The following is a 21,589-nucleotide window of genomic DNA, read 5'->3' as shown; positions in this document are numbered from 1 at the left end:
GCTTAGCCTTGACGGCGTGCCGCCATGTGCACGCCGGCTTCTTTCAGCTCGTCCTCGGTCAATAGCTCGCCCGCCAGCGGGAACAGCCACGCCTCCTCGATCGCCGCGTGCTCGCGGTAGAGGCGGACGAAGTCGGCGATGTCGATGCGGCTGATGGCCGTCGCGTCGCCGTCACGCAGCGCGACCAGGTCGTCGCGGATCGCGGCCCAGCGCGAGATCAGGTAGCCGTGCTCGGCCTCGAGCTGCTCGAGCTTGGGCAGGGCGTCCGGACGGCGCGCCTGCAATAGCGGGAACAGTTCGTCCTCCTCGTCCTGGTGGTGCTGCGGGCCGGCGGTGTCGAAGTAGCGCAGCGCAGCGTCGACCGCGCCGACCACCTGCGCGTTCACGCCGTGCGCTGCGACATATGCCGGCAGCTTCTCCAGCTGGTCGCAGAAACCGCGGATCTTGTCGTGGCAGGCCGTCAGCATCTCGATCGGTTCGTCGAACGAAGGACCGGTCCGGCCCAACTTGTCCAGAGACAGCATGGCAAGACTCCTCAAAGCAAATGAACAATGACCCAGTTTGCCAAGCGAAATCCGCCACCACCATGATCCCGCTCAAGCCGCGGCCGCCTTTTTAGGCTAAATTGCTGGCCTGTCTTCATCATGCACCCGCGCGCGCACCATGCAAGCCGACTCCGCACCCGAATTGACACTGACGCCCGACGGCCGCGTCCACCCTGCCCGCCACCTCGCCTCGCCCAACTGCGACGACTACCCGCAGGGCGCCGCGCCGACGCTGCTGGTGCTGCACAACATCAGCCTGCCGCCGGGCGAATACGGCGGGCCCGGCGTCGAACAGCTGTTCGGCAATACGCTCAACCCCGACGGCCACCCGTACTACGCGGGCATCGCGCATCTCAGGGTATCGTCGCACTTCTTCATCCGCCGCGACGGCGAGCTGGTGCAGTTCGTGCCGGTGACGCGGCGCGCCTGGCACGCTGGCGTGTCGAACTACTGCGGCCGCGAGCGCTGCAACGACTTCTCGCTCGGCGTGGAAATGGAAGGCTCGGACTTCGAGCCGTTCACCGACGCACAGTACAGGGCGCTGAACCGGCTCGCCGCGCTGCTCGCGCGCGAACTGCCGCTGACGGCCGTCACCGGCCACCAGCACATCGCGCCGGGCCGCAAGACCGACCCCGGTCCCTTCTTCGAATGGGACAGGCTGGATGGCAAGCTACCCCTATGGCTGGGCAACACGGTCGCCGGGTCCGAATACGGATAAACCGGCGCCTGATCGCTAGTGCGCGACCATCGCCTGCAGCAGCGCAAGCAGGGTCGGCCCGGTATCTCCTACCGTGGCCAAGCCTGTAGTCTGCATCAACGTATTTCCAGTCATGAAAATGCTGGGAAAATATAAAGCATCCAGCTTAGAATGAGCGCACTCTCGACCAAGACTATCCTATGCCTCCCCGCCCGCCCCGGCTTGCGCTGATCCGCGCCCTGTTCGAAACCTACCGGCAACGCTACCTGAACCGCGACCCGCGCCTGCTCGACGACTTCAGCGCCAACTTCAGCGGCTACACCGGCTGCGGCGACTTCCTGGTGCGCGAGCTTGGACAGTGGCAGACGATCACCCGTACCGACTTCAAGCAGGTACCCGAACCCATCCACTGGGAAATGCTCGACCTCGAATTGCAGGACCTCGCGGACGATGTGGTCGCCGTGGTCGCGTTCTTCCATATCCACCTGCCGCTGATTGCAGGCTTCCTGAGCGGCGAGACCGCGCGGCTGACGCTGATTTTCCGCCGCGAGGGCGACGCGTGGAAGGTCGCGCACAGCGGCATCTCGCTGCCCTACCCGATCCCGACCGCCAGCGAAGACGAGGTCTACCCGCTGCAAAGCCTCGCCGAGCGCAACCGGCTGCTCGAAGCCGAAGTCGAGGCGCGCACCGCCGAGCTGGCCGAGGCCAACCGCAGGCTCGCCGCGCTCAGCCAGACCGACGGGCTGACCGGCATCGCCAACCGCCGCCTGTTCGACCTCAGGCTGGACGAGGAATGGCGGCGCGCCAAACGCAGGCATCAGCCACTCACGCTGGCGATGGTCGACGTCGACGATTTCAAGCTTTACAACGACCGCTACGGCCACCTTGCCGGCGACCAGGCGCTACAGACGGTCGCGCAGACGCTCGACGCGCACGCCCGCCGCGGCGGGGAACTGGCCGCCCGCTACGGTGGCGAGGAGTTTGCGCTGCTGCTGCCCGGCGACGACACAAGGCAGGCGCAGGCCATCTGCCGCGACTTCCTCGCCGCGCTCGACGCAGAACGCATCGAGCACGCCGACAGCCCGCTGGGCACCCTCACCGCCAGCGTCGGCATTGCCAGCCTTACCCCCAACGGCAGCGACACGCCCGACACGCTGATCGCCACGGCCGACGCGGCCCTGTACCGCGCCAAGCAGGGCGGCCGGCACCGGGTCGAGATGGACGGCCTGCCGCTCAACCCTTCTTCCAGCTGATCAGCACCACCGCGGTGACGATGACCGCCATCGCGATCAGTTCGTGCGCGCCGACATGTTCGCCGAGGAAGGCGACGCCCAGCAGCACGGCGATGATCGGGTTCACGTAGGCGTAGCTGGTCGCCGCCGCCGCCGACACGTTCTTCAAGAGGTAGAGGTAGGCGCTGTACGCGACGATAGACCCGAACACCACCAGATACCCGACCGCCAGCCAGCCCGGCAGGGGTGGCAGCGTGTCCAGCGTCTCGCCCTTGAGTGCGCTCGCCAACAGCAGCGAGGCGCCGCCGAACACCATCATCCACGCGCTGCCGGCGATGCCCTTGGGCTGCGCGAGGTGGCGGCTCCACGCCGAGCCGAGCGCCCAGCCGGCCGACGCGGCGAGCAACAGCACGGCGCCCACCGGGCTCGCCTGCAGGTTCGCGCCCATATTGAGGAAGACCATGCCAGCGAAGCCCAGCGCGATGCCCGCCCACTCAAGCGAACGCGCCTTCTGGCGGAACAGCAGCTGGGCAAATAGCGTCGCGAACAGCGGCACGGTGGCGACCACCAGCGCGGCGACGCCGCTGGAGACGTCCTTCTCGGCCAGCGTCACCAGCCCGTTGCCGACACCCGGCATCAGCACGCCCAGGATCGCCGCACCCTTCAGTTCCGCCGCCGACGGCAACGTCCACTGCCGGGTGACCAGCAGCACCGCCATCAGGATCAGCCCGGCGCAGAAGAAGCGCACGCCGGCCATCATGAACGGCGGCCAGTACTCGACGCCGATGCGGATCGCGAAATAGGTCGACCCCCAGATCACGTACAGGCAGAAGAAGCAGAACAGCAAGAGCAGGCGGTTGGGGGCGGTGGCGGGCATCGGTCTTCCAAAAACGGGCCAAACGGCGGGCAAAAAAAGGGCAGCCGTGACACGGCTGCCGGGGGCGGATCAGCGGGTGGCGAGCCGCTGCAGGATGTTGGAGAACTCTTCCATATAGGTGTCGTAGCGGGTCGCCAGGCGGTCGACGTCGGTCGCGAAGCGGTTGTACGCGATCACCGCCGGGATCGCGGCGAACAGGCCGATCGCGGTGGCGATCAGCGCCTCGGCGATGCCCGGCGCGACGGTCGCCAGCGTCGCCTGCCCGGCGTTCCCCAGCCCGATGAAGGCGTGCATGATGCCCCACACCGTGCCGAACAGGCCGACGTAGGGGCTGACCGAGCCGACGGTAGCGAGGAAGGCGTTATGGCTCTCCAGTTCGTCCAGCTCGCGCTGGGCGGCAGCACGCATCGCGCGGCGGCTGCCGTCCATGATGTCGGACAGCTCGGCGCCCGGCCGGCCGCGCAGCTTGAGGAACTCGGCGAAGCCGGCGTGGAAGATGGTCTCCATGCTGCCACGCTCACTTTGCCGCGCGGCGTCCTCGTACAATCGGGTCAGGTCGGCGCCGCTCCAGAATTTCTGCTCGAAGCTCTCGGCCTCGCGCCGCGCGCCGCGCAGCACCGACACCTTGTTGAAGATCAGCGCCCACGACAGTACCGAGGTGAGCACCAGGCCGGCCATCACCAGCTGGACGACCAGGCTGGCGTTGAGGATCAGGCTGACGACGGACATTTCCTGCATGGGGTTTCCTTGGTCTTAACGCAGCACGCGGCCGCTTTCGAGGTCGATGATGGTCGAGGGTTTGCGCCGGCGGCCGACGCGGCCGGGCAGCGTCAGCACCTGCGCGCCGAACGCGTGACGGCAGGCCGCGGCGCTTCTGAGTGCACGCTGACCGGCGCGGTTGGCTGAGGTCGACACCAGCGGACCCAGCACGTGGCACAGGCTGGCGGTCTCCCGGTGCGCGGTGACCCGCACCGCGATCTTGCGGTGGCGGCCGCGCAACAGCGGCAGCACCTTGCGCGAGGCGGGGATCAGGAAGGTGGTCGGCCCGGGCCAGTAGCGCGCGACGGTGGCGCGCTCGGCCACGCTCAGGGGCCGGATCAGCGGCGCGAGCTGTTCCAGGCTCGCGCCGACGACGATCAGCCCCTTGTGGTTGGGCCGCCCCTTGAGCGCGATCACCCGGCGCAGCGCCCGCGCGTTCAGCGGGTCGCACCCCAGCCCGAAGCAGGACTCGGTCGCGTACGCGAGCACGCCGCCGCCACGGTAGACGGCACGGGCCCGCGCAAGCAGCGCGGCGCTGGGTAGCTTTCTGGTCGGCAAACGGTCGCCCTCGGGATGAAGGCGACATTGTAGCAACCGGCGGCCCGGCTTGGCAGCCGCCGCGTTGCAATGCAGCGCTTAGCGGCCGATCGCGCGGTAGCCGATGTCGCGGCGCAGCTGGCAGCCGTCGAAGGCAACCTGGTCGGCCACCTGATAGGCGCGCGCCTGCGCGTCGGCGACGGTATCGCCCAAGCCCACCGCGCACAGCACGCGGCCGCCGGACACCACCGCGCGCCCTTCCGCGTCCTCAGCCGTGCCGGCGTGGAACACCATGCCGTCGGCCGTCTCCGCCGGGATGCCGCTGATCACGGCGCCCTTCTGCGGCGCGTCCGGGTAACCGGCGGCGGCCAGCACCACGCCCAGCGCGACGCGGCTGTCCCACTTCGCTTCTACCTGGTCGAGCTTACCGTCGACGCCGGCGTCCAACAGCTCGGTGAAGTCAGACTGCATGCGCGCCATGATCGGCTGGGTTTCCGGGTCGCCGAAACGGCAGTTGAACTCGATGGTGTACGGCTGGCCCTGCTTGTCTATCATCAGCCCGGCGTACAAAAAGCCGGTGTACGCGTAGCCGTCCTTCTTCATGCCGGCCACCGTCGGCAGGATGATCTCGCGCATCGCACGCTCGTGCACCTCGGGCGTCACCACCGGCGCCGGGCTGTACGCGCCCATGCCGCCGGTGTTCGGGCCCTTATCTCCATCCAACAGGCGCTTGTGGTCCTGGCTGGTCGCCATCGGCAGCACATGCTCGCCGTCGACCATCACGATAAAGCTCGCCTCCTCGCCTTCGAGGAAGTCCTCGATCACCACGCGCGCGCCAGCGTCCCCCATCTTGTTGCCCAGCAGCATGTCGTCGATCGCGGCATGCGCCTCAGAAAGCGTCATCGCGACCACCACGCCCTTGCCGGCGGCGAGGCCGTCGGCCTTGATCACGATCGGCGCGCCCTTGGCCGTCACATAGTCGCGAGCCTCTGCGGCGTCGGTGAAGGTCTGGTAGCCGGCGGTCGGGATGCCGTGGCGCTGCATGAAGGCCTTGGCGAAGTCTTTCGAGCTCTCCAGCTGCGCGCAGTACTGCGTCGGCCCGAAGATGCGCAGGCCGGCGGCGCGGAAGGCGTCGACCACGCCGGCGGCCAGCGGCGCCTCGGGGCCGACCACGGTCAGCGCGACGTCGTTTTCCCTGGCGAAGGCGGCCAGTTCGGCGATGTCGGTGATCGCGACGTTGGTCAGCCGCGCGTCCAGCGCGGTGCCGGCGTTGCCCGGCGCGACGAAGACTTTGGCGACGCGCGGCGACTGCGCGATACGCCAGGCGAGCGCGTGTTCGCGCCCGCCGGAACCGATGACGAGGATGTTCATTTGAAGCTTCCGTATGCTGAATTCTTGAGCGGCGACGTAGGGTGGGTTAGGCCGCAGGCCGTAACCCACCACCCGCGACCTGCCTCCATTAACAGATCGCCGGGCCAGGTGGGTTACGGCGGCTTCGCCGCCTAACCCACCCTACCCCCTCTTAGTGGCGGAAGTGGCGCACACCGGTGAGCACCATGGCGATGCCGTGCTCGTCGGCGGCGGCGAACACTTCCTCGTCGCGCATCGAGCCGCCCGGCTGGATGATGGCCTTGATGCCCTGCTCGGCGATCACGTCGATGCCGTCGCGGAACGGGAAGAACGCGTCGGACGCGGCGACCGCGTTCTGCAGCGACAGGCCGGCGTCAGCCGCCTTGCGCGCGGCGATGCGGGTCGAGTCGACGCGGCTCATCTGGCCGGCGCCGATGCCGGCGGTCTGGCCATTCGCGCAGAACACGATGGCGTTGGACTTCACGTACTTGGCGACGCGCCACGCGAACAACAGGTCCTGCATCTCCTGCGCGGTCGGCGCACGCTTGGTGACCACGCGCAGCTCGTCCAGGCCGACGTTGCGGATGTCCGGCGTCTGCACCAGCACGCCGCCGCCGACGCGCTTGAGCTCGTAGGCGTTGGCGCCCGCTTCCAGCGGGATCTCCAGCACGCGCACGTTCTTCTTGGCGGCGATGATGGCCTTGGCTTCGTCGGTGAACGCCGGCGCGATCAGCACTTCGAGGAACTGGCCGGTGACCGCCTCGACGGTAGCCGCGTCGACCGGGCGGTTGAAGGCGATGATGCCGCCGAAGGCGCTGGTGGTGTCGGTCGCGAACGCCAGGCGGTACGCGGTCAGTGTATCGGCGGCGACGGCGACGCCGCACGGGTTGGCGTGCTTGACGATCACGCAGGCCGGCGCGTCGAAGGTCTTCACCGCTTCCCACGCCGCGTCGCTGTCGGCGATGTTGTTGTACGACAGTTCCTTGCCCTGCAGCTGACGGTAATTCGCGATGGAACCTGCCGCCGGCTCGAGGTCGCGGTAGAAGGCGGCCGCCTGGTGCGGGTTCTCGCCGTAGCGCATGTCCTGCACCTTCACCCACTGCGCGTTCAGGCGGTTCGGGAAGGCGACGCGGTCCGGCGTGCCTTCCAGCGCGTCGGGCGCGAGGCTGGTCAGGTAGTTGGAGATCGCGCCGTCGTAGGCGGCGGTGTGGGTGAACGCCTTCTTGGCCAGCTCGAAGCGGGTCTTCTTGGCGAGCTTGCCGCCGTTGGCGGCCAGCTCTTCGGCCAGCGCCGCGTAGTCGGCGGCGTCGGTGACGATGGCCACGTGCGCCCAGTTCTTGGCGGCGGAGCGCACCATGGTCGGGCCGCCGATATCGATGTTCTCGATCGCGTCCTCGATGGTGCAGCCGTCACGCGCGATGGTCGCGGCGAACGGGTACAGGTTCACGCAGACGAGGTCGATGTTGCCGATCTCATGCTCGGCCATCTTGGCGACATGCTCGGGCAGGTCGCGGCGGCCGAGGATGCCGCCGTGCACCTTCGGGTGCAGCGTCTTCACGCGGCCGTCGAGCATCTCGGGGAAACCGGTGTAGTCGGAGACCTCGATCACCGGCACCGCGTTGTCCGCCAACAGCTTGGCGGTCCCCCCTGTCGAGAGGATCTCGACGCCCTGCGCGGCCAGCGCGCGGGCAAACTCGAGAACACCGGTCTTGTCGGATACGCTGATCAGCGCACGTTCGATCTTGGTCATCTGCTTCTTCCCTTTAGTACTTGCACAAAAAAACGGCCAGTCCGCTGTGGATTGGCCGTTTATCTTCAAATCAAATCGTAGGTCTTCATCTTCTTGCGCAAGGTGTTGCGGTTGAGCCCCAACACCTCCGCCGCCCGCGTCTGGTTGCCCTGCGTATACGTGAGCACGACTTCGATCAGCGGCTTCTCGACGCACGCGAGCACCATCTCGTATACCGCCGCCGGCGCCTCGCCGTCCAAGTCGCGGAAATACTGCTCCATCGCCAGTTTGACGGAACGGGAAATATGATCGTGCTCGTGCATGGTTCGCTGTCTTGTTGTTCAGGTCGCTGCGTGTGAACCGGGCCGCCTAGGCGGCGTCCCGGGCCTGGTCTGCCGCCGCGTAGTCGAGGCGCTCGGAGCGCCCGGCGAGCAGATCGAAATAGTCGGCGACCGCCTGGCGCTGCCCGGCAGTCTCCTCGAGCTGGTACATCGCCTGGCGGAACGCGTTGGCGTCGTACAGGCCGCGGGTGTACCACGCGATATGCTTGCGCGCCACGCGGCAGCCGGAGTACTCGCCGTAGAAGGCGTACAACTCGTCCAGGTGCGCGAGCAGGAGCGCGCGGATCTCGGCCACCCGCGGCGCCGGCAACAGCGCGCCGGTGTCGAGGTAGTGCTGGATCTCGCGGAAGATCCACGGCCGCCCCTGCGCGGCGCGGCCGATCATGATCGCGTCAGCGCCGGTGACATCCAGCACGTGGCGCGCCTTCTCGGGGCTGTCGATGTCGCCATTGGCAATCACCGGGATGGAAATGGCCTGCTTGACCGCCGCGATGGTCTCGTACTCGGCGTCGCCGTTGTACATGTCCTCACGGGTGCGCCCGTGCAGCGCGAGCGCGGCGATGCCCGACTGCTCGGCGATGCGGGCGACGGTCAGCGCGTTGCGCGTGTCGCGGCTCCAGCCGGTGCGCGTCTTCAGCGTGACCGGCACGTCGACCGCGCGCACCACCGCTTCCAGGATGCGGCCGACCAGCGCCTCGTCGCGCAACAGCGCGGAGCCGGCGGCGACGTTGCACACCTTCTTGGCCGGACAGCCCATATTGATGTCGATGATCTGCGCGCCCTGCCCGACGTTCATGCGCGCGGCCTCGGCCATCTCGGCCGGGTCGGCGCCGGCGATCTGCACCGAGACCGGCTCGGTCTCGCCGCTATGGTCGGCGCGGCGCAGCGTCTTGGCCTTGTGCCACAGCGTCTTGTTCGAGGTGATCATCTCGGACACCGCCATGCCCGCCCCCATCGCCTTGCACAGCACGCGGAAAGGACGGTCGGTCACGCCGGCCATGGGCGCGACGATCAGTCGGTTCTTCAGCGTGTACGGGCCGATCTGCATGATGTGTGGTGGGTGGCGTCTGCGTGCGAGGGGCGCCATTGTAATGCTTTTTAAACCTGCGGGGGAGGGGTAACTGCCTGTTTTTTGGGCGCTTGCCGCGCCACATCAGGCGATGTGCATAAGGCGGGAGGTGGAAAGTCGACCGATAAGCCGGGTTCTGTCGTTGGACAGTCATTCCTCTAGGCCTGCCGTTGCCGACAGGCTCAAGCAACCTACCCGGGTACAGCGCGGGCCACGCCAATGTACCCCTATTTGGTCTTGCTCCGGATGGGGTTTAGCCTGCCGTCCGTGTTGCCACGTCCGCGGTGCGCTCTTACCGCACCTTTTCACCCTTGCCTGTGCCGTGCGACAGCGTGCTGGCAAGCCAGCGCTGGTGCAGGACGTACGCCCTGAAGGGCGCGTATCCTGGCCTGTCGCGGCGGAGCCGCACCTTGCGGTGAGACTCCCGGCCATCGGCGGTTCAGCTCTCTGTTCCACTTTCCGTCGCCTCACGGCGCCCGGTCGTTAACCGGCATCCTGCCCTGCGGAGCCCGGACTTTCCTCCCCGTGCAAGCACGCGGCGACTGTCTGGTCGACTTTCCGCCGCGGATTGTAGCAGAACCCGCCCCCTTCAGTCGAAGCGCACCGTGTAGCGGGTCTCGACGTCGACCGCGGTGCCCGCCTTCGCCTGCACCGACCAGCCCTTGGAGAGCCGGTAGACGACCTTGACCGCCTGTGACGCGCTGGTGATGCCGTATTCGTAGCCGAGGTAGAGCGACTGCGTCAGCTGCCGCCCCAGCGTCACCACCTGCTCGGCCGGGCTGACCGTGCCGTTGGACAACGTCTTCTCCTCGGTGCTGGAGAGGCCGATATCGTCAAACAGGCCGATCTGGTCGTTGAGCGCGCCGGCGAGGAAGCTGCCAGCCGACGCGGCGAGCGCCGCGTTGTCCTGAGCGCCACCGCCGCTACCGGTGCCGCGGCCGAGCACCAGCCACGAGAAACGCTCCTTCTCCGGCATCGGCTCGTCGCTGATCAGCGCGACCTTGGGGTAGAGCACCGAGCCGCTCACCTCGACGCCGGCGCCAACCGGCGAGTTGCGGCGCAGCGCGCGGATGGCGAGGCCCGGGTTGTCCGGCGGCCCGTTGAACACGATCTGCCCCTTGTCGATGTCGAGGTCCTGCCCGTACGCCTTGAAGCGGCCCTCTTCGGTATTGACCACGCCGAACACCGACAGCGGCGCACCGGGCTTGGCGACCAGCCGCAGCTGACCGGTCAGCCCGGTGGTCAGCCCCTTGCCCGAGAAGCGCACCTTGTCGCCCAGGTCGATGCCGACGTTCAGCGCGAAGGGCAGCGTCGTCTCGCCGTCCTCCCGCTTGGGCCGGCCGACCACCACCACGTCCGGCCCGAGTGCCGGTGCGCCAAGCTTGGGGAAGTCCAGCCGCGCGCGGTCGACCTTGATCTGCCCGTCGACACTGACCGCGTCCTCGCCCAGCGCGAGCGTGGTCTGCCCGGAGACGACCACCCGCATGCCGGGCCGGGACAGCGCGACGAAGCGGTTGAAGCGCACGGCGATGTCGGCGGTCGGCCGCGCGCCGGCGAGCGAGACGCTGCCGCTGGCGCTCACGCTGTCGTCGCGGCCGAAAGCCAGGCGCTGCAGCGTCAGCGTGCGCCCGGCAAATACGGCGTCGAGCGTACCGTCCTGCAAGGCGACGCCGGCCAGGCGGTCGGTGAAGGCGAGGTTCTCTGCGCGCAGCGGGCCGGAGAGTTGCGGCTCGCCGAGCGTGCCGGACAGGTTGACCGTCGCGTCGAGCTTGCCCGCAACCCGCTGGCCGATGGCGAGCCAGGGTTGGGCGAGCGAAAGGTCGGGCAGCGCGAGCGCCACGCGCCCGGACAGCGGGGACGCCGCGCCGAACGCGCCACCCAGCGCGCGCAGGTTTGCGTCGCCCGAGGCGCTGCCAAGCGCGCTTTGCACGCGCGCGGTCAGCTGCGCGCGCTCGCCCTCCAGCCGCAAGGCCGCTTCCAGCGCCGACAGGCCGAGTAGCCGCGTGCCGCCGCCCTTCAGCGGCAGGGTGACGTCGCCCGACTCTCGCGCGACGCGCACGCTGCCCTGCGGCAGGGCACCCTGCCCGCGCAGCGACCATTCGCCGCCGATACTCAGGTCGGTCGCCACCGGCAGCTTGTCGACGAAAGGTTGCAGGGCGTCGGCACCCAGCGCGCGCACGCTGCCCGCGCTGTACCAGCCATCGGCCCGGCGCCAGCCGCTATTGCCCAGGCGCCAGTCGGCGCCCAGCGCCTGCCAGCGCCCGCCCCCCAGCAGCACTTCGTCGGCGCCGGCCGTCAGCGCAACCGGCTGCATCAGCCTGAGCGACGGCGTACCGTCCAGCAGCAGGCGCGAGAGCGTCCCCTGCCACCGGTAGGCGTCGGACAGGCCGCCTGCCAGATTGGCCTCAACCACGTAAGGCCGCTCGGCGAGCGCAAGCTTGCCTGTGAGCGCCAGCGTGTGCCGGCCGCGCGTGCCGGCGGCGGCGAGCGTCAAGGTTTCGACGCGGGCGTCGCCGGCGCGCGCACCGGTGACCTTCAGCGCGAGTTCGAACGGCGTGCCGGTGCCGCTGGCAAGCTCACCGCGCGCGGTGAGCGCCTCGACCGATACCTCGCCCGGCAGGCGCAGGCCTGCCGCGTCGGCGCGCAGCGTAAACAGCGGCGCGCGCGGCGTGCCGGCAAGCTGCAGCTCGGCGTTGGCACGGCCACCAAAGGCCGGGCCCAGCAGTTCGAGCTGGCCGGCGGCGAGCATGAGCGAGAGTCGGTCGCCAGCCCGGCCCCACGCGCCGGATGCCGAGAGGCGGTTGCCGCCGAGCGCTAGCCTCACGTCGACCCCGTCCACCTTTACGCCCTGCCAGCGCGCGCGCGCGTAGCCGGACAGCGGCGCGCCGGACAGCGTGCTCGGTGCGAGCGAAAACGCGAAGCGCCCGGCGCTGCCGTCGGCGAGCCGCGCGTCGACGTCGAGCTTGCCGTCGATGCGCCCGGCCGGAAAACTTGGCGACACCCTGGCCGGGTCGAACGCGGCGAGCGTGCCCTTGAGCGCGAGCGGCAGATCGCCGGTGAGCCCCAGATGGCCGGCGGCCGACAGGCGGCCCGCGCCGGCTACAAGCGCGAGCGTCCGGATGTCAAGCGCGGCCGCGCCGCTGCGCTGCCACAGCGCCTCGCCGGTAAGACGGTTGCCGCCGGCAGCCAGTGCGAGCGAAAGCGTCGGCGCAAGCTTGGGGCCGGCCAGCCGCGCGTTGCCCGACACGGTCAGCGCCGGCGCAGCGGGTTCGATGCCCTTGAGCGCGAGCTGGTCGACGCCGACCTTGAGGTCGAAGGTGCGCGGGTTGAAGTCGCCGGCGAAGGTCAGCCGGCCGGCTCCCAAGTCGGCGAATGCGTCCGACAGCGTGAGCGTGTCGTCGTCCACCCTGAACGCGGCAACCGCCAGCTTCAGCGGCAGCTTGCCTGCGGACACCGCACCGGCGTCGGTATTGAGCAGCGTGACGCCGCCTTGCAAGCCGTTCCCCTCCGGCTTGGCCTCGATCGCCAGCGAGATGCGCGCGGCGGGTGCGCCGGGCATCAGCCGCGCCGGGTCGACACCAGCCATGCGCACCGACAGCGCGTCGACCTTGCGAAAGAGCACCGGCGCGAACGGCGCGAAGCGCCCGTCGATGTCGATCAGCACGCCGCTGGAAACCGCGTTCACCTTGAGCGTCGGCGCGAGCAGCGTGCCGCCGACGTCGGTTTGCGCGCGTACCGGGTGCCCCTCGAGTTCGCCCTTGAGGTCGACACGGCCAGACAGCACGAACGGCGCGGCGCCGCCAAGCGCGAGCGCACCAGCCGCCTCTCCCCACGGCGCGACAAAACGCTCGAGCGCGACCGTATGGAAACCCGACTGGTAGCGGTAGCTGCCCGCGATCTGCTGGAAGGTGAGGCGGGGCCCGGCGAGCACCACCGCGTCGGCCGAGAAGCGCACCACCTCGACGCCGACCGGCAGCGCAAGCGAAGCCGGCGCTTGGGCAGGCTTGCCCGACGCGGGCGTGCGGTCGTCGACCAGCACGCTGCCCAGGCTCAGGCGGTCGACCTTGAGCTCGCCCTGCCACAACGCGCGCGGCTGCCAGACAAGGGTGAGGCGGCTCAATTCGATTCGGCGCAGCGGCTCTTGCCAGCGCAGATCCTCGAGCGTGAAGCCGCGCCACAGCGTCCCCTCGACGCGGGCTACCGACAGCGCGCCGCCGCTCGCGCGCGCGGCAAGCTGCCACAGCCGCGCGAAGCCGGCTTCGCTGCCCGTCAGCCACGCAAGTGACCCCACCAGCGACGCGAGCAAGGCCGCGCAGGCGAGCAAGACGATACGCCAGCGCCCACGTTTGGGCGGTCTGGCAGCGGGTTCGGTGGTCGGGGTGTCCCCCGGGGACGGCAGTGTCGGTTCGGTCATCGTCAGGTCAGAACGGCAGGCCCAGGCTCATGGTCCAGCGCCACTTTTGTTCGGATTCGCCGCGCGCGATATCGAAGGAGATCGGCGCGACCGGGCTCAGCCACTCGACACCGAAGCCGTAGCTCTTTCTCGCGCGGTAGCTGTCCCAGCTGTCGGCGGCGTCGCCCAGGTCGTGGAACAGCGCGAGCCGCCAGCCCGGGCGCACGGTGAACATGTACTGCAGCGAGCCGGTCGCCAGCACGCGTCCGCCCTCGATCGCGCCATTGGGACCGGCCACGCCCAGGCTCTCGTACTCGTAACCGCGCACGCTGCCGGCGCCGCCGGCGCGAAACAGCAGCGACGAAGGCACCGACGCCGTCTGCTGCGCCCACACTTCGCCCACGTCGCCGCGCATGAGCCAGGTGCCGGGGAAGAACGACGGCGACCAGTAAAGCGCGGCACGCGCGCGGCCGCGCACGAAGGCGGTGTCCGACAACGCGCTCCCGAGCGTGGACGACAGGCGGCCGTCGAGCAGGTAGCCGTTGCGCGGGTCGAGCACGTCGTCGAGCTTGCGCTGCGTCCAGCCGACGGTCGCGAACACCGCCTGGTTGCGCTTGTCCTCGACGCCGCCGACCGTCTCGCGGTCGAGCACGTATTCGACGCCGATGCGCGCCTCGATGTCGCCGCGCTGGCGCAGTCGCCACACACCGCCCTCGACCGAGTCGCGCTCGACGCCCTGCACCTCGCTCTTCTTCAGCGCGACGTTCGCGGTATGCGAGTAGCCGTCGCGGGTGCGCGGCAGCGCGAGGCCGAAGTTCAGCGAAGACTCGTCGCGGTTCCAGTCGAGCAGGATGGAGCCGACGTAACCGCGGCGGAAGATGTTGTAGTGTTCGTAGCCGATACGCGTCCCCGGCCCCTGCTCGCTGTCCCACTTGAGGCCTAGCTCGGCCTTCTGGCGCGGCAGCTCGACCACGCGCACCAAGATGGGCATGCGTCCCTCGGCAACCTCGTTTTTCAGCGGCACGACGATCGCCGACGAGAAGTGCGGGTCGGCCTCCAGCGCGCTCTGGAACGCGGTGAGCTTCTCCAGGCTGTACGCGCTACCGCGCTGGAAGTCGGCCTGGCCGGTGACCACTTTCTCCGGGTAGCGCTTGAGGCCCTCGACGCGGATGCGGCCGAAGTCGACGTGCTCGCCGCTGTCGATGGTGATGGTCAGCGCCGCCCCGTGGGTCGCCGGATCTATCTTCGCCTCGGCCGAGGCGATCTTCGCCAGCGGGTAGGCGCCGACCGCGACCAGTTGCAGCGCGAGCTTCTTCGCGTCGTCCCAGCCGTCCTGGGTGAACACCGCGCCGTCGGCCAGCGGCCACTGCTCGGCAAGTTCGCCGCGCAAGGCGGCGAGCGCGGCGGCGTCGTTAGCGATCGCGCCTCGGTAATGCACCTGCCAGCGCGTGATGCGCACCGGTTCGCCGGGACGCACGTCGACGCGCACCGTGTCGCCGTCGCGGCGCACCGTCACCCCGGCGCCGAAATAGCCGGCGGTCTCCAGGAGACGCCTGGCCGCTGCCGGCGCCTCTTCGACCAGCGCAGCAAGCGTGCCCTCGTCCATCTCCGGGTCGGCGGCGAGGGTGACCAGCTCCAGGTTGTCGGCGAGCAGCGGCTTTAACGCGTCCGGCGCGTCGATGTCGACGCGGTAGGACAGGGCGGCAAGGACGGGGCTGCTCAGGCAGGCGAGCAGCAGGCAGAGGATGGTGCGGCGCATATCCCTAATGGTATAGGAAACCGCACAGGCACGTTACCGACGGAATCGGTAAACCCATGAAGCATAGGGGGTTCCTGCCGGGCACACGCAAAAACGGCCCGGGCCGGGAGCCGGCACGGGCCGCTGGCACGCGGTGACTTAGCGCTTCTTCTGCGGCGGCAGGTCGGTGCAATGGCCGTCAAATGCCTCGGCGGCCATGCCCAGGCTCTCGCCCAGCGTCGGGTGCGGATGGATGGTCTTGCCGATGTCGTCCGGGTCGCAGCCCATCTCGATCGCCAGCGCGACTTCGCCGATCATGTCGCCGGCGTTGGGGCCGACGATCGCGCCGCCGACCACGCGGCGGGTCTCCTCGTCGAACAACAGCTTGGAGAAGCCGTAGTCGCAGCCGTTGGCGATGGCACGACCGGACGCCGCCCACGGGAACTTGCCGACGCCGACGCGGATGCCCTGCGCCTTCGCCTCGCGTTCGGTCAGGCCGACCCACGCCACTTCAGGCTCGGTGTACGCAACCGACGGGATCACCCGCGCGTCGAAGAAACGCTTGTGGCCGGCGGCCACCTCGGCGGCGACGTGGCCCTCGTGCACGCCCTTGTGCGCGAGCATGGGCTGGCCGACGATGTCACCGATCGCGAAGATGTGGCCGACGTTGGTGCGCTGCTGGCGGTCGACCGCGATGAAGCCGCGCTCGTCGACGGCGACGCCGGCGTTCTCGGCGCCGGTCAGCTTGCCGTTCGGACGGCGGCCGACCGACACCAGCACCATGTCGTACTTCTGCTCGGACTCCGGCGCCTGCTCGCCTTCGAACTTCACCATCACGCCGTCCGGCCGGCAGGTGACGCCAACCGTGCGCGTGCGCAGCATCACACGGTCGAAACGGTGCGCGTTGCGCTTCTCCCACACCTTGACGAGGTCGGCGTCGGCGCCGGCCATCAGGGTGTCGGCCATCTCGACCACGTCGATGCGCGCGCCCAGCGACGAGTACACGGTCGCCATCTCCAGGCCGATAATGCCGCCGCCGATCACCAGCATGCGGCCGGGCACCTCGCGCAACTCCAGCGCGCCGGTCGAATCGACGATGCGCGGGTCGTCCGGCAGGAAGGGCAGCTTCACCGGCTGGCTGCCGGCGGCGATGATCGCCTGCTTGAAGCGGATCAGGCGGCGCGCGCCGGTTTCGTCCTTGCCTTCGCCGGCGGTGAGGCTGACTTCCAGATGGTTCGCGTCGACGAAGCGGCCGTTACCGCGCACCACTTCAACTGCACGCGCCTTGGCCATGCCGGCGAGGCCGGTGGTCAGCTTGCCGACCACCTTTTCCTTGTGCGCGCGCAGCGCGGAAAGGTCGACCTGCGGCGCGCCGAAGGCGACGCCGCAGTCGGCGAAGTGGCTCGCCTCCTCGATCACCGCGGCGACGTGCAACAGCGCCTTGGACGGGATGCAGCCGACGTTCAGGCAGACGCCACCCAGCGTGCCGTAACGCTCGACGATCACGGTCTTCATCCCCAGGTCGGCCGCGCGGAACGCTGCCGAGTAACCACCCGGCCCGCCGCCCAGCACCAGCATGTCGCATTCGAGGTCGGCGTCGCCGCTTACGGCTTGCGCCGCCGCGGGAGCCGCCGCAGCGGCGACAGGCTGTGCCGGCTCGCCGGCGGCCTCTAGCAGCGCGATCACGTCGCCGGCCGACACCTTGTCGCCGACGGCGACCTTAAGCTGGCGCAACACGCCGCCCGCCTCGGCCGGCACGTCCATGGTCGCCTTGTCGGTTTCCAGCATGATCAGGCTGTCGCCCGCGGCCACCGCGTCGCCCGGCGCGACAAACACTTCGATCACGCTGACGCCGGCGTGGCCGCCGATCTCGGGCACTTTCAGTTCGATGATTTCACTCATGCGCGTCCCCTTACAGCATCAGCCGGCGAATATCGGCCAGCACCTGCGCGAGGTAGCTGGTGAAGCGCGCGGCGGCGGCGCCGTCGATCACGCGGTGGTCGTACGACAGGCTCAACGGCAGCATCAGCCGCGGCGCGAACGCGGCACCGTCCCACTTGGGCTTGATCTCGCTCTTGGATACGCCAAGGATCGCCACTTCGGGTGCGTTAATGATCGGCGTGAACGCAGTGCCGCCGATACCGCCCAGGCTCGAGATGCTGAAGCAGCCGCCTTGCATGTCGGTCGGCAACAGTTTGCCGTCGCGCGCCTTCTTGGCGAGCAGCGAGGTTTCCTGCGCGATCTCGATCAGGCTCTTCCGGTCGGCATCACGCACCACCGGTACCACCAGCCCGTTCGGCGTGTCGGCGGCAAAGCCGACGTGGTAGTACTCCTTGAGCACCAGCTGGTCGCCGTCGAGGCTCGCGTTGAACTGCGGGTACTTCTTCAGCGCGGCGACCACCGCCTTGACCAGGAAGGCGAGCGGGGTCAGCTTGACGCCGTCGGCCTTCAGTTCGTCGCCCATGGCCTTGCGGAACACCTCCATCTCGGTGATGTCCGCCTCGTCGAACTGGGTGACGTGCGGGATCATCACCCAGTTGCGCGCGAGGTTGGCGCCGGAGAGCTTCTTGATGCGGGAGAGCGGCTCGGTCTTGATCGGGCCGAACTTGGCGAAGTCGACCTTCGGCCACGGCAACAGATCCAAGCCCACGCCGGAGGCTGCCGCAGGTGCTGCGGCCTGCGCCGGCGCGGCGAGTACCGCCTTCACCCACGCCTTGACGTCCTCGTCGGTGATCCGTCCCTTGCGGCCGGAGCCTGGCACGCGGCCCAGATCCACCCCCAGTTCGCGCGCGAGCTTGCGCACCGACGGGCCGGCGTGCGCCTTCACGAAGCCTGCTTCGTCGACGGCGGCAGCCTTGGCCGGCGCCGCCACCGGCGCGGCAACTTGCGCGACGGGTGCGACGGCAGCCACCGGCGCGGGAGCGGCCGCAGGTGCGGCAGGCTGAGCCGCCGGTTGCGCGGCGCTCGCGGCCACCACTGCTTCGACCACCGCGATCAGGTCGCCCTGCGCCACCTTGTCGCCGACCTTGACCGCGACTTCCAGCACGCGGCCGGCGGCGACCGCCGGCACGTCCATGGTCGCCTTGTCGGTCTCCAGCGTGATCAGGGTGTCGTCGAGCGCGACGGTGTCACCCGCCGCGATCGCCACTTCGATCACGTCGACGCCGGCGTGGCCGCCGATGTCGGGCACGCGCAGCTCGACACGGCCGGTAGCCGCAACAGGCGCCTGAGCTGCGACGGGTGCTGCCGCCAGTGCAGGTGCCGGTGCAGCTTCAGCCTGCACGGCCGCTGCAGGCTGGGCGGCGGCCGGAGCGGCCACCGCGCCGGTGACTTCAAGCAGCGCGATCACGTCGCCCTGCGACACCTTGGCGCCGACCGCGACGCGCACTTCGCGCACCACGCCTGCCTTGTCGGCCGGCACTTCCATGGTCGCCTTGTCGGTCTCCAGCGTCAGCAGGCTGTCGTCAACGGCGACGGTGTCGCCCGGCTTGATAAACACTTCGATCACGTCGACGCCGTCATGGCCGCCGATATCGGGCACTTTCAGTTCGATCATCTCGCTCATTTCACACCTTCCAGCTCGGCAGCTTGTCGACGTTGACGCCGTAACGCTTGATCGCCTCGGCGACGCGCGCGGCGTCGACCTTGCCGTCGCGGGCGAGCGCCGACAGCGCGGCGACGGCGACGTGGTAGCGGTCGACCTCGAAGAATTCACGCAGCTTGGCGCGGCTGTCCGAACGGCCGAAGCCGTCGGTGCCAAGCACCACGTAGCGGCCGGGCACCCATTCGCGGACCTGCTCGGCGTACGCGCGGATATAGTCGGTCGCGGCGACGAACGGACCTTCGCGGCCGGTGAGCGCCGTCTCGACGTAGGACATCTCGGCCGGCGCGGTCGGGTTGAGCAGGTTGTGGCGCGACGCGGCGCGGCCGTCACGGGCCAGTTCGTTGAACGAGGTGACGCTCCAGATATCGGATGCGACGCCGAAATCGTTGCGCAGCAGGTCGGCGGCGGCGATCACCTCGTTGAGGATGGTGCCCGAGCCCATCAGCTGGACCTTGATCGCCGAGTCGCCGCCGTCGCGCAGCAGATACATGCCCTTGAGGATGCCCTCTTCGGCGCCGGCGGGCATCGCCGGGTGCGCGTAGTTCTCGTTCATCAGTGTGATGTAATAGAACACGTCCTCCTGCTCCACATACATGCGCTTGAGGCCGTCCTGCACGATCACCGCCAGTTCGTACGCGAAGGTCGGGTCGTAGCTGATGCAGTTGGGGATCAGGCCGGCCTGGATGTGGCTGTGGCCGTCCTCGTGCTGCAGGCCCTCGCCGTTGAGCGTGGTGCGCCCGGCGGTGCCGCCCAGCATGAAGCCGCGCGCGCGCATGTCGCCGGCCGCCCACGCGAGGTCGCCGACGCGCTGGAAGCCGAACATCGAGTAGTAGATGTAGAACGGGATCATCGGGATGCCGTGGTTGGCGTAGCTGGTCGCCGCGGCGATCCAGCTCGACATCGCGCCGGGCTCGTTGATGCCTTCCTGCAGCATCTGGCCGTCCTTCGACTCCTTGTAGAACATCAGCTGGTCGGCGTCCTGCGGCACGTAGTTCTGGCCCTGGCTCGACCAGATGCCGTACTGGCGGAACATGCCTTCCATGCCGAAGGTGCGCGACTCGTCCGGTACGATGGGCACGATCTGGCGGCCGATGTTCTTGTCCTTGAGCAGGGTACCCAGCATGCGCACGAAGGCCATGGTGGTCGAGAACTCGCGCTCGCCGGAATCCTTGAGCATGGAATCGAACACGTGCAGGCCCGGCACCGCGAGCGGCGCCTTGACCGGGCGGCGCGCCGGCAGGCTGCCGCCCAGCACCGCGCGGCGCTCGCGCATATAGGCCATCTCCGGGCTGTCGTCGGCCGGCTTGTAGTAGGGCACGCTCTCCAGGTCGGCGTCGGACACCGGGATGCCGAAGCGGTCGCGGAATTTGCGCAGGCTCTCCAGGTCCATCTTCTTCGCCTGGTGCGCGATGTTCTGCGCCTCGCCGGAGGAGCCCATGCCGTAGCCCTTGATGGTCTTGGCGAGGATCACCGTCGGGCGGCCGCCGGCGTTATGCACCGCCTCGTGGTAGGCCGCGTACACCTTGTGCGGGTCGTGGCCGCCGCGGTTGAGGTTCCACACCTCCTCGTCCGACATGTTGGCGACCATCTCGCGCAGCTCGGGGTACTTGCCGAAGAAGTGCTCGCGCACGTAGGCGCCGTCCTTCGACTTGAAGGTCTGGTAGTCACCGTCGACGCACTCTTCCATCCGCTTCCTGAGCAGGCCCTTGCTGTCCATCGCCAGCAGCGGGTCCCAGCGGCTGCCCCAGATCAGCTTGATCACGTTCCAGCCGGCACCGCGGAAGTCGCCTTCCAGTTCCTGGATGATCTTGCCGTTACCGCGCACCGGGCCATCCAGCCGCTGCAGGTTGCAGTTGATCACGAACACCAGGTTGTCCAGCCCCTCGCGCGCGGCCAGCGCGATCGCGCCCAGGCTCTCCGGCTCGTCCATCTCGCCGTCGCCGCAGAAGCACCACACCTTGCGCCCCGGCGTGCGCGCGAGGCCGCGGCTCTCCAGGTACTTGAGGAAACGCGCCTGGTAGATCGCCATCAAGGGGCCGAGACCCATCGACACGGTCGGGAACTGCCAGAAGTCCGGCATCAGCCACGGGTGCGGGTACGACGACAGGCCCTGCCCGTCGACTTCCTGGCGGAAGTTGTCGAGGTCGGCCTCGGACAGGCGGCCCTCGAGGAAGGCGCGCGCGTAGATGCCCGGCGCGATGTGGCCCTGGAAGAACACCAGGTCACCGTCCTGCTCGTCGTTCGGCGCGCGCCAGAAATGGTTGAAGCCGACGTCGTACAGCGTCGCGGAGGACTGGAAACTGGCGATATGGCCGCCGAGCTCGAGGTTCTTCTTGCCGGCGCGCAGCACCATGGCGGCGGCGTTCCAGCGGTTGATCGAACGGATGCGGTGCTCGAGCTCATGGTTGCCCGGCGACTTCTTCTCGCGGCCGACCGGAATGGTGTTCAGGTACGCGGTGGTCGCGTCGAACGGCAGGTAGCCGCCCTGGCGGCGCGCCTGCTCGACCAGCGTCTGCAGCAGGAAGTGCGCGCGCTCGGGGCCCTCGACTGCGAGCACCGAGGCGAGCGCGTCGGTCCATTCCTGGGTCTGCTGGGGGTCGAGATCGTCGGGAAAACGTTCAGCCATTGTTACTCCTTCACGGATGTCGGTGCGGCGCGGGCTCGTGACCCCCGCCGTCGTTTGTGGCGCCGACCGCGCGCAAAGACTTCGCAGTCGAA

General features: G+C 69.0%; 15 protein-coding genes and 1 other RNA gene. 2 read left to right on the top strand and 14 right to left on the bottom strand.

Annotation, left to right across the window (positions count from 1 at the left end; translation table 11 throughout):
- Positions 1 to 2: 2 nt before the first annotated feature.
- The gene (locus E5K04_RS11475; protein WP_136554182.1) at positions 3 to 524 is read right to left on the bottom strand and encodes a hemerythrin domain-containing protein; all 522 of its coding nucleotides are present in this window, start codon (positions 522 to 524) and stop codon (positions 3 to 5) included.
- 139 nt (positions 525 to 663) lie between these two features.
- On the opposite strand from E5K04_RS11475, the gene ampD reads away from it, so the two are divergent.
- Positions 664 to 1,263, top strand: coding sequence for a 1,6-anhydro-N-acetylmuramyl-L-alanine amidase AmpD (gene ampD / locus E5K04_RS11470; protein ID WP_136554180.1), 600 nt, complete (start codon positions 664 to 666; stop codon positions 1,261 to 1,263).
- Positions 1,264 to 1,442: 179 nt separating this feature from the next.
- The gene (locus E5K04_RS11465) at positions 1,443 to 2,495 is read left to right on the top strand and encodes a diguanylate cyclase domain-containing protein (RefSeq protein WP_136554178.1); all 1,053 of its coding nucleotides are present in this window, start codon (positions 1,443 to 1,445) and stop codon (positions 2,493 to 2,495) included.
- Here the strand turns inward: E5K04_RS11465 and yedA are convergent.
- The 13 genes from yedA to aceE form a co-directional block, all read right to left on the bottom strand.
- A complete protein-coding gene (gene yedA / locus E5K04_RS11460; RefSeq protein WP_136554176.1) occupies positions 2,476 to 3,351 on the bottom strand; it encodes a drug/metabolite exporter YedA in 876 nt (291 codons plus the stop codon). The genes E5K04_RS11465 and yedA overlap by 20 nt on opposite strands.
- Positions 3,352 to 3,420: 69 nt before the next feature.
- Positions 3,421 to 4,089: a protein TolQ gene (gene tolQ, locus E5K04_RS11455; RefSeq protein WP_136554174.1), complete on the bottom strand. Its 669-nt coding sequence runs from the start codon at positions 4,087 to 4,089 to the stop codon at positions 3,421 to 3,423.
- 15 nt (positions 4,090 to 4,104) lie between these two features.
- Positions 4,105 to 4,668, bottom strand: coding sequence for an L-threonylcarbamoyladenylate synthase (locus E5K04_RS11450; protein ID WP_205700350.1), 564 nt, complete (start codon positions 4,666 to 4,668; stop codon positions 4,105 to 4,107).
- Between the two features lie 78 nt (positions 4,669 to 4,746).
- Entirely contained in the window at positions 4,747 to 6,018 is a 1,272-nt protein-coding gene (purD, locus tag E5K04_RS11445; RefSeq protein WP_136554173.1) for a phosphoribosylamine--glycine ligase, read from the bottom strand.
- Between the two features lie 151 nt (positions 6,019 to 6,169).
- Positions 6,170 to 7,747, bottom strand: a complete 1,578-nt coding sequence (gene purH / locus E5K04_RS11440; protein ID WP_136554171.1) for a bifunctional phosphoribosylaminoimidazolecarboxamide formyltransferase/IMP cyclohydrolase — start codon at positions 7,745 to 7,747, stop codon at positions 6,170 to 6,172.
- A gap of 65 nt (positions 7,748 to 7,812) precedes the next feature.
- The gene (gene fis / locus E5K04_RS11435) at positions 7,813 to 8,049 is read right to left on the bottom strand and encodes a DNA-binding transcriptional regulator Fis (RefSeq protein ID WP_136554168.1); all 237 of its coding nucleotides are present in this window, start codon (positions 8,047 to 8,049) and stop codon (positions 7,813 to 7,815) included.
- A gap of 46 nt (positions 8,050 to 8,095) precedes the next feature.
- The gene (gene dusB, locus E5K04_RS11430) at positions 8,096 to 9,115 is read right to left on the bottom strand and encodes a tRNA dihydrouridine synthase DusB (RefSeq protein ID WP_136554166.1); all 1,020 of its coding nucleotides are present in this window, start codon (positions 9,113 to 9,115) and stop codon (positions 8,096 to 8,098) included.
- A gap of 130 nt (positions 9,116 to 9,245) precedes the next feature.
- Positions 9,246 to 9,694: RNase P RNA component class A (gene rnpB / locus E5K04_RS11425), an RNA gene on the bottom strand.
- Positions 9,695 to 9,725: 31 nt separating this feature from the next.
- The gene (locus E5K04_RS11420; protein WP_136554163.1) at positions 9,726 to 13,550 is read right to left on the bottom strand and encodes a translocation/assembly module TamB domain-containing protein; all 3,825 of its coding nucleotides are present in this window, start codon (positions 13,548 to 13,550) and stop codon (positions 9,726 to 9,728) included.
- Positions 13,551 to 13,557: 7 nt separating this feature from the next.
- Positions 13,558 to 15,288, bottom strand: a complete 1,731-nt coding sequence (locus E5K04_RS11415) for an autotransporter assembly complex protein TamA (RefSeq protein WP_136554161.1) — start codon at positions 15,286 to 15,288, stop codon at positions 13,558 to 13,560.
- 138 nt (positions 15,289 to 15,426) lie between these two features.
- Positions 15,427 to 17,169 (bottom strand): dihydrolipoyl dehydrogenase, encoded by a 1,743-nt coding sequence (gene lpdA / locus E5K04_RS11410; RefSeq protein ID WP_136554159.1) that lies wholly within the window; start codon positions 17,167 to 17,169, stop codon positions 15,427 to 15,429.
- 10 nt (positions 17,170 to 17,179) lie between these two features.
- Entirely contained in the window at positions 17,180 to 18,832 is a 1,653-nt protein-coding gene (gene aceF / locus E5K04_RS11405; protein ID WP_136554157.1) for a dihydrolipoyllysine-residue acetyltransferase, read from the bottom strand.
- Position 18,833: 1 nt separating this feature from the next.
- The gene (gene aceE / locus E5K04_RS11400) at positions 18,834 to 21,497 is read right to left on the bottom strand and encodes a pyruvate dehydrogenase (acetyl-transferring), homodimeric type (protein ID WP_136554155.1); all 2,664 of its coding nucleotides are present in this window, start codon (positions 21,495 to 21,497) and stop codon (positions 18,834 to 18,836) included.
- Positions 21,498 to 21,589 lie beyond the last annotated feature (92 nt).

Origin of the sequence: Crenobacter intestini (assembly GCF_004919095.1) — a bacterium.
GTDB classification, from domain to species: domain Bacteria; phylum Pseudomonadota; class Gammaproteobacteria; order Burkholderiales; family Chromobacteriaceae; genus Craterilacuibacter; species Craterilacuibacter intestini.
This window is presented reverse-complemented; position numbering and strand designations above follow the sequence as displayed.

Bases quoted from the DNA above. Each gene is read 5' to 3' on its own strand.
- E5K04_RS11475 (WP_136554182.1), bottom strand. From the start codon at position 524: ATGCTGTCTCTGGACAAGTTGGGCCGGACCGGTCCTTCGTTCGACGAA.
- ampD (WP_136554180.1), top strand. From the start codon at position 664: ATGCAAGCCGACTCCGCACCCGAATTGACACTGACGCCCGACGGCCGC.
- E5K04_RS11465 (WP_136554178.1), top strand. From the start codon at position 1,443: ATGCCTCCCCGCCCGCCCCGGCTTGCGCTGATCCGCGCCCTGTTCGAA.
- yedA (WP_136554176.1), bottom strand. From the start codon at position 3,351: ATGCCCGCCACCGCCCCCAACCGCCTGCTCTTGCTGTTCTGCTTCTTC.
- tolQ (WP_136554174.1), bottom strand. From the start codon at position 4,089: ATGCAGGAAATGTCCGTCGTCAGCCTGATCCTCAACGCCAGCCTGGTC.
- purD (WP_136554173.1), bottom strand. From the start codon at position 6,018: ATGAACATCCTCGTCATCGGTTCCGGCGGGCGCGAACACGCGCTCGCC.
- purH (WP_136554171.1), bottom strand. From the start codon at position 7,747: ATGACCAAGATCGAACGTGCGCTGATCAGCGTATCCGACAAGACCGGT.
- fis (WP_136554168.1), bottom strand. From the start codon at position 8,049: ATGCACGAGCACGATCATATTTCCCGTTCCGTCAAACTGGCGATGGAG.
- dusB (WP_136554166.1), bottom strand. From the start codon at position 9,115: ATGCAGATCGGCCCGTACACGCTGAAGAACCGACTGATCGTCGCGCCC.
- E5K04_RS11420 (WP_136554163.1), bottom strand. From the start codon at position 13,550: ATGACCGAACCGACACTGCCGTCCCCGGGGGACACCCCGACCACCGAA.
- E5K04_RS11415 (WP_136554161.1), bottom strand. From the start codon at position 15,288: ATGCGCCGCACCATCCTCTGCCTGCTGCTCGCCTGCCTGAGCAGCCCC.
- lpdA (WP_136554159.1), bottom strand. From the start codon at position 17,169: ATGAGTGAAATCATCGAACTGAAAGTGCCCGAGATCGGCGGCCACGCC.
- aceF (WP_136554157.1), bottom strand. From the start codon at position 18,832: ATGAGCGAGATGATCGAACTGAAAGTGCCCGATATCGGCGGCCATGAC.
- aceE (WP_136554155.1), bottom strand. From the start codon at position 21,497: ATGGCTGAACGTTTTCCCGACGATCTCGACCCCCAGCAGACCCAGGAA.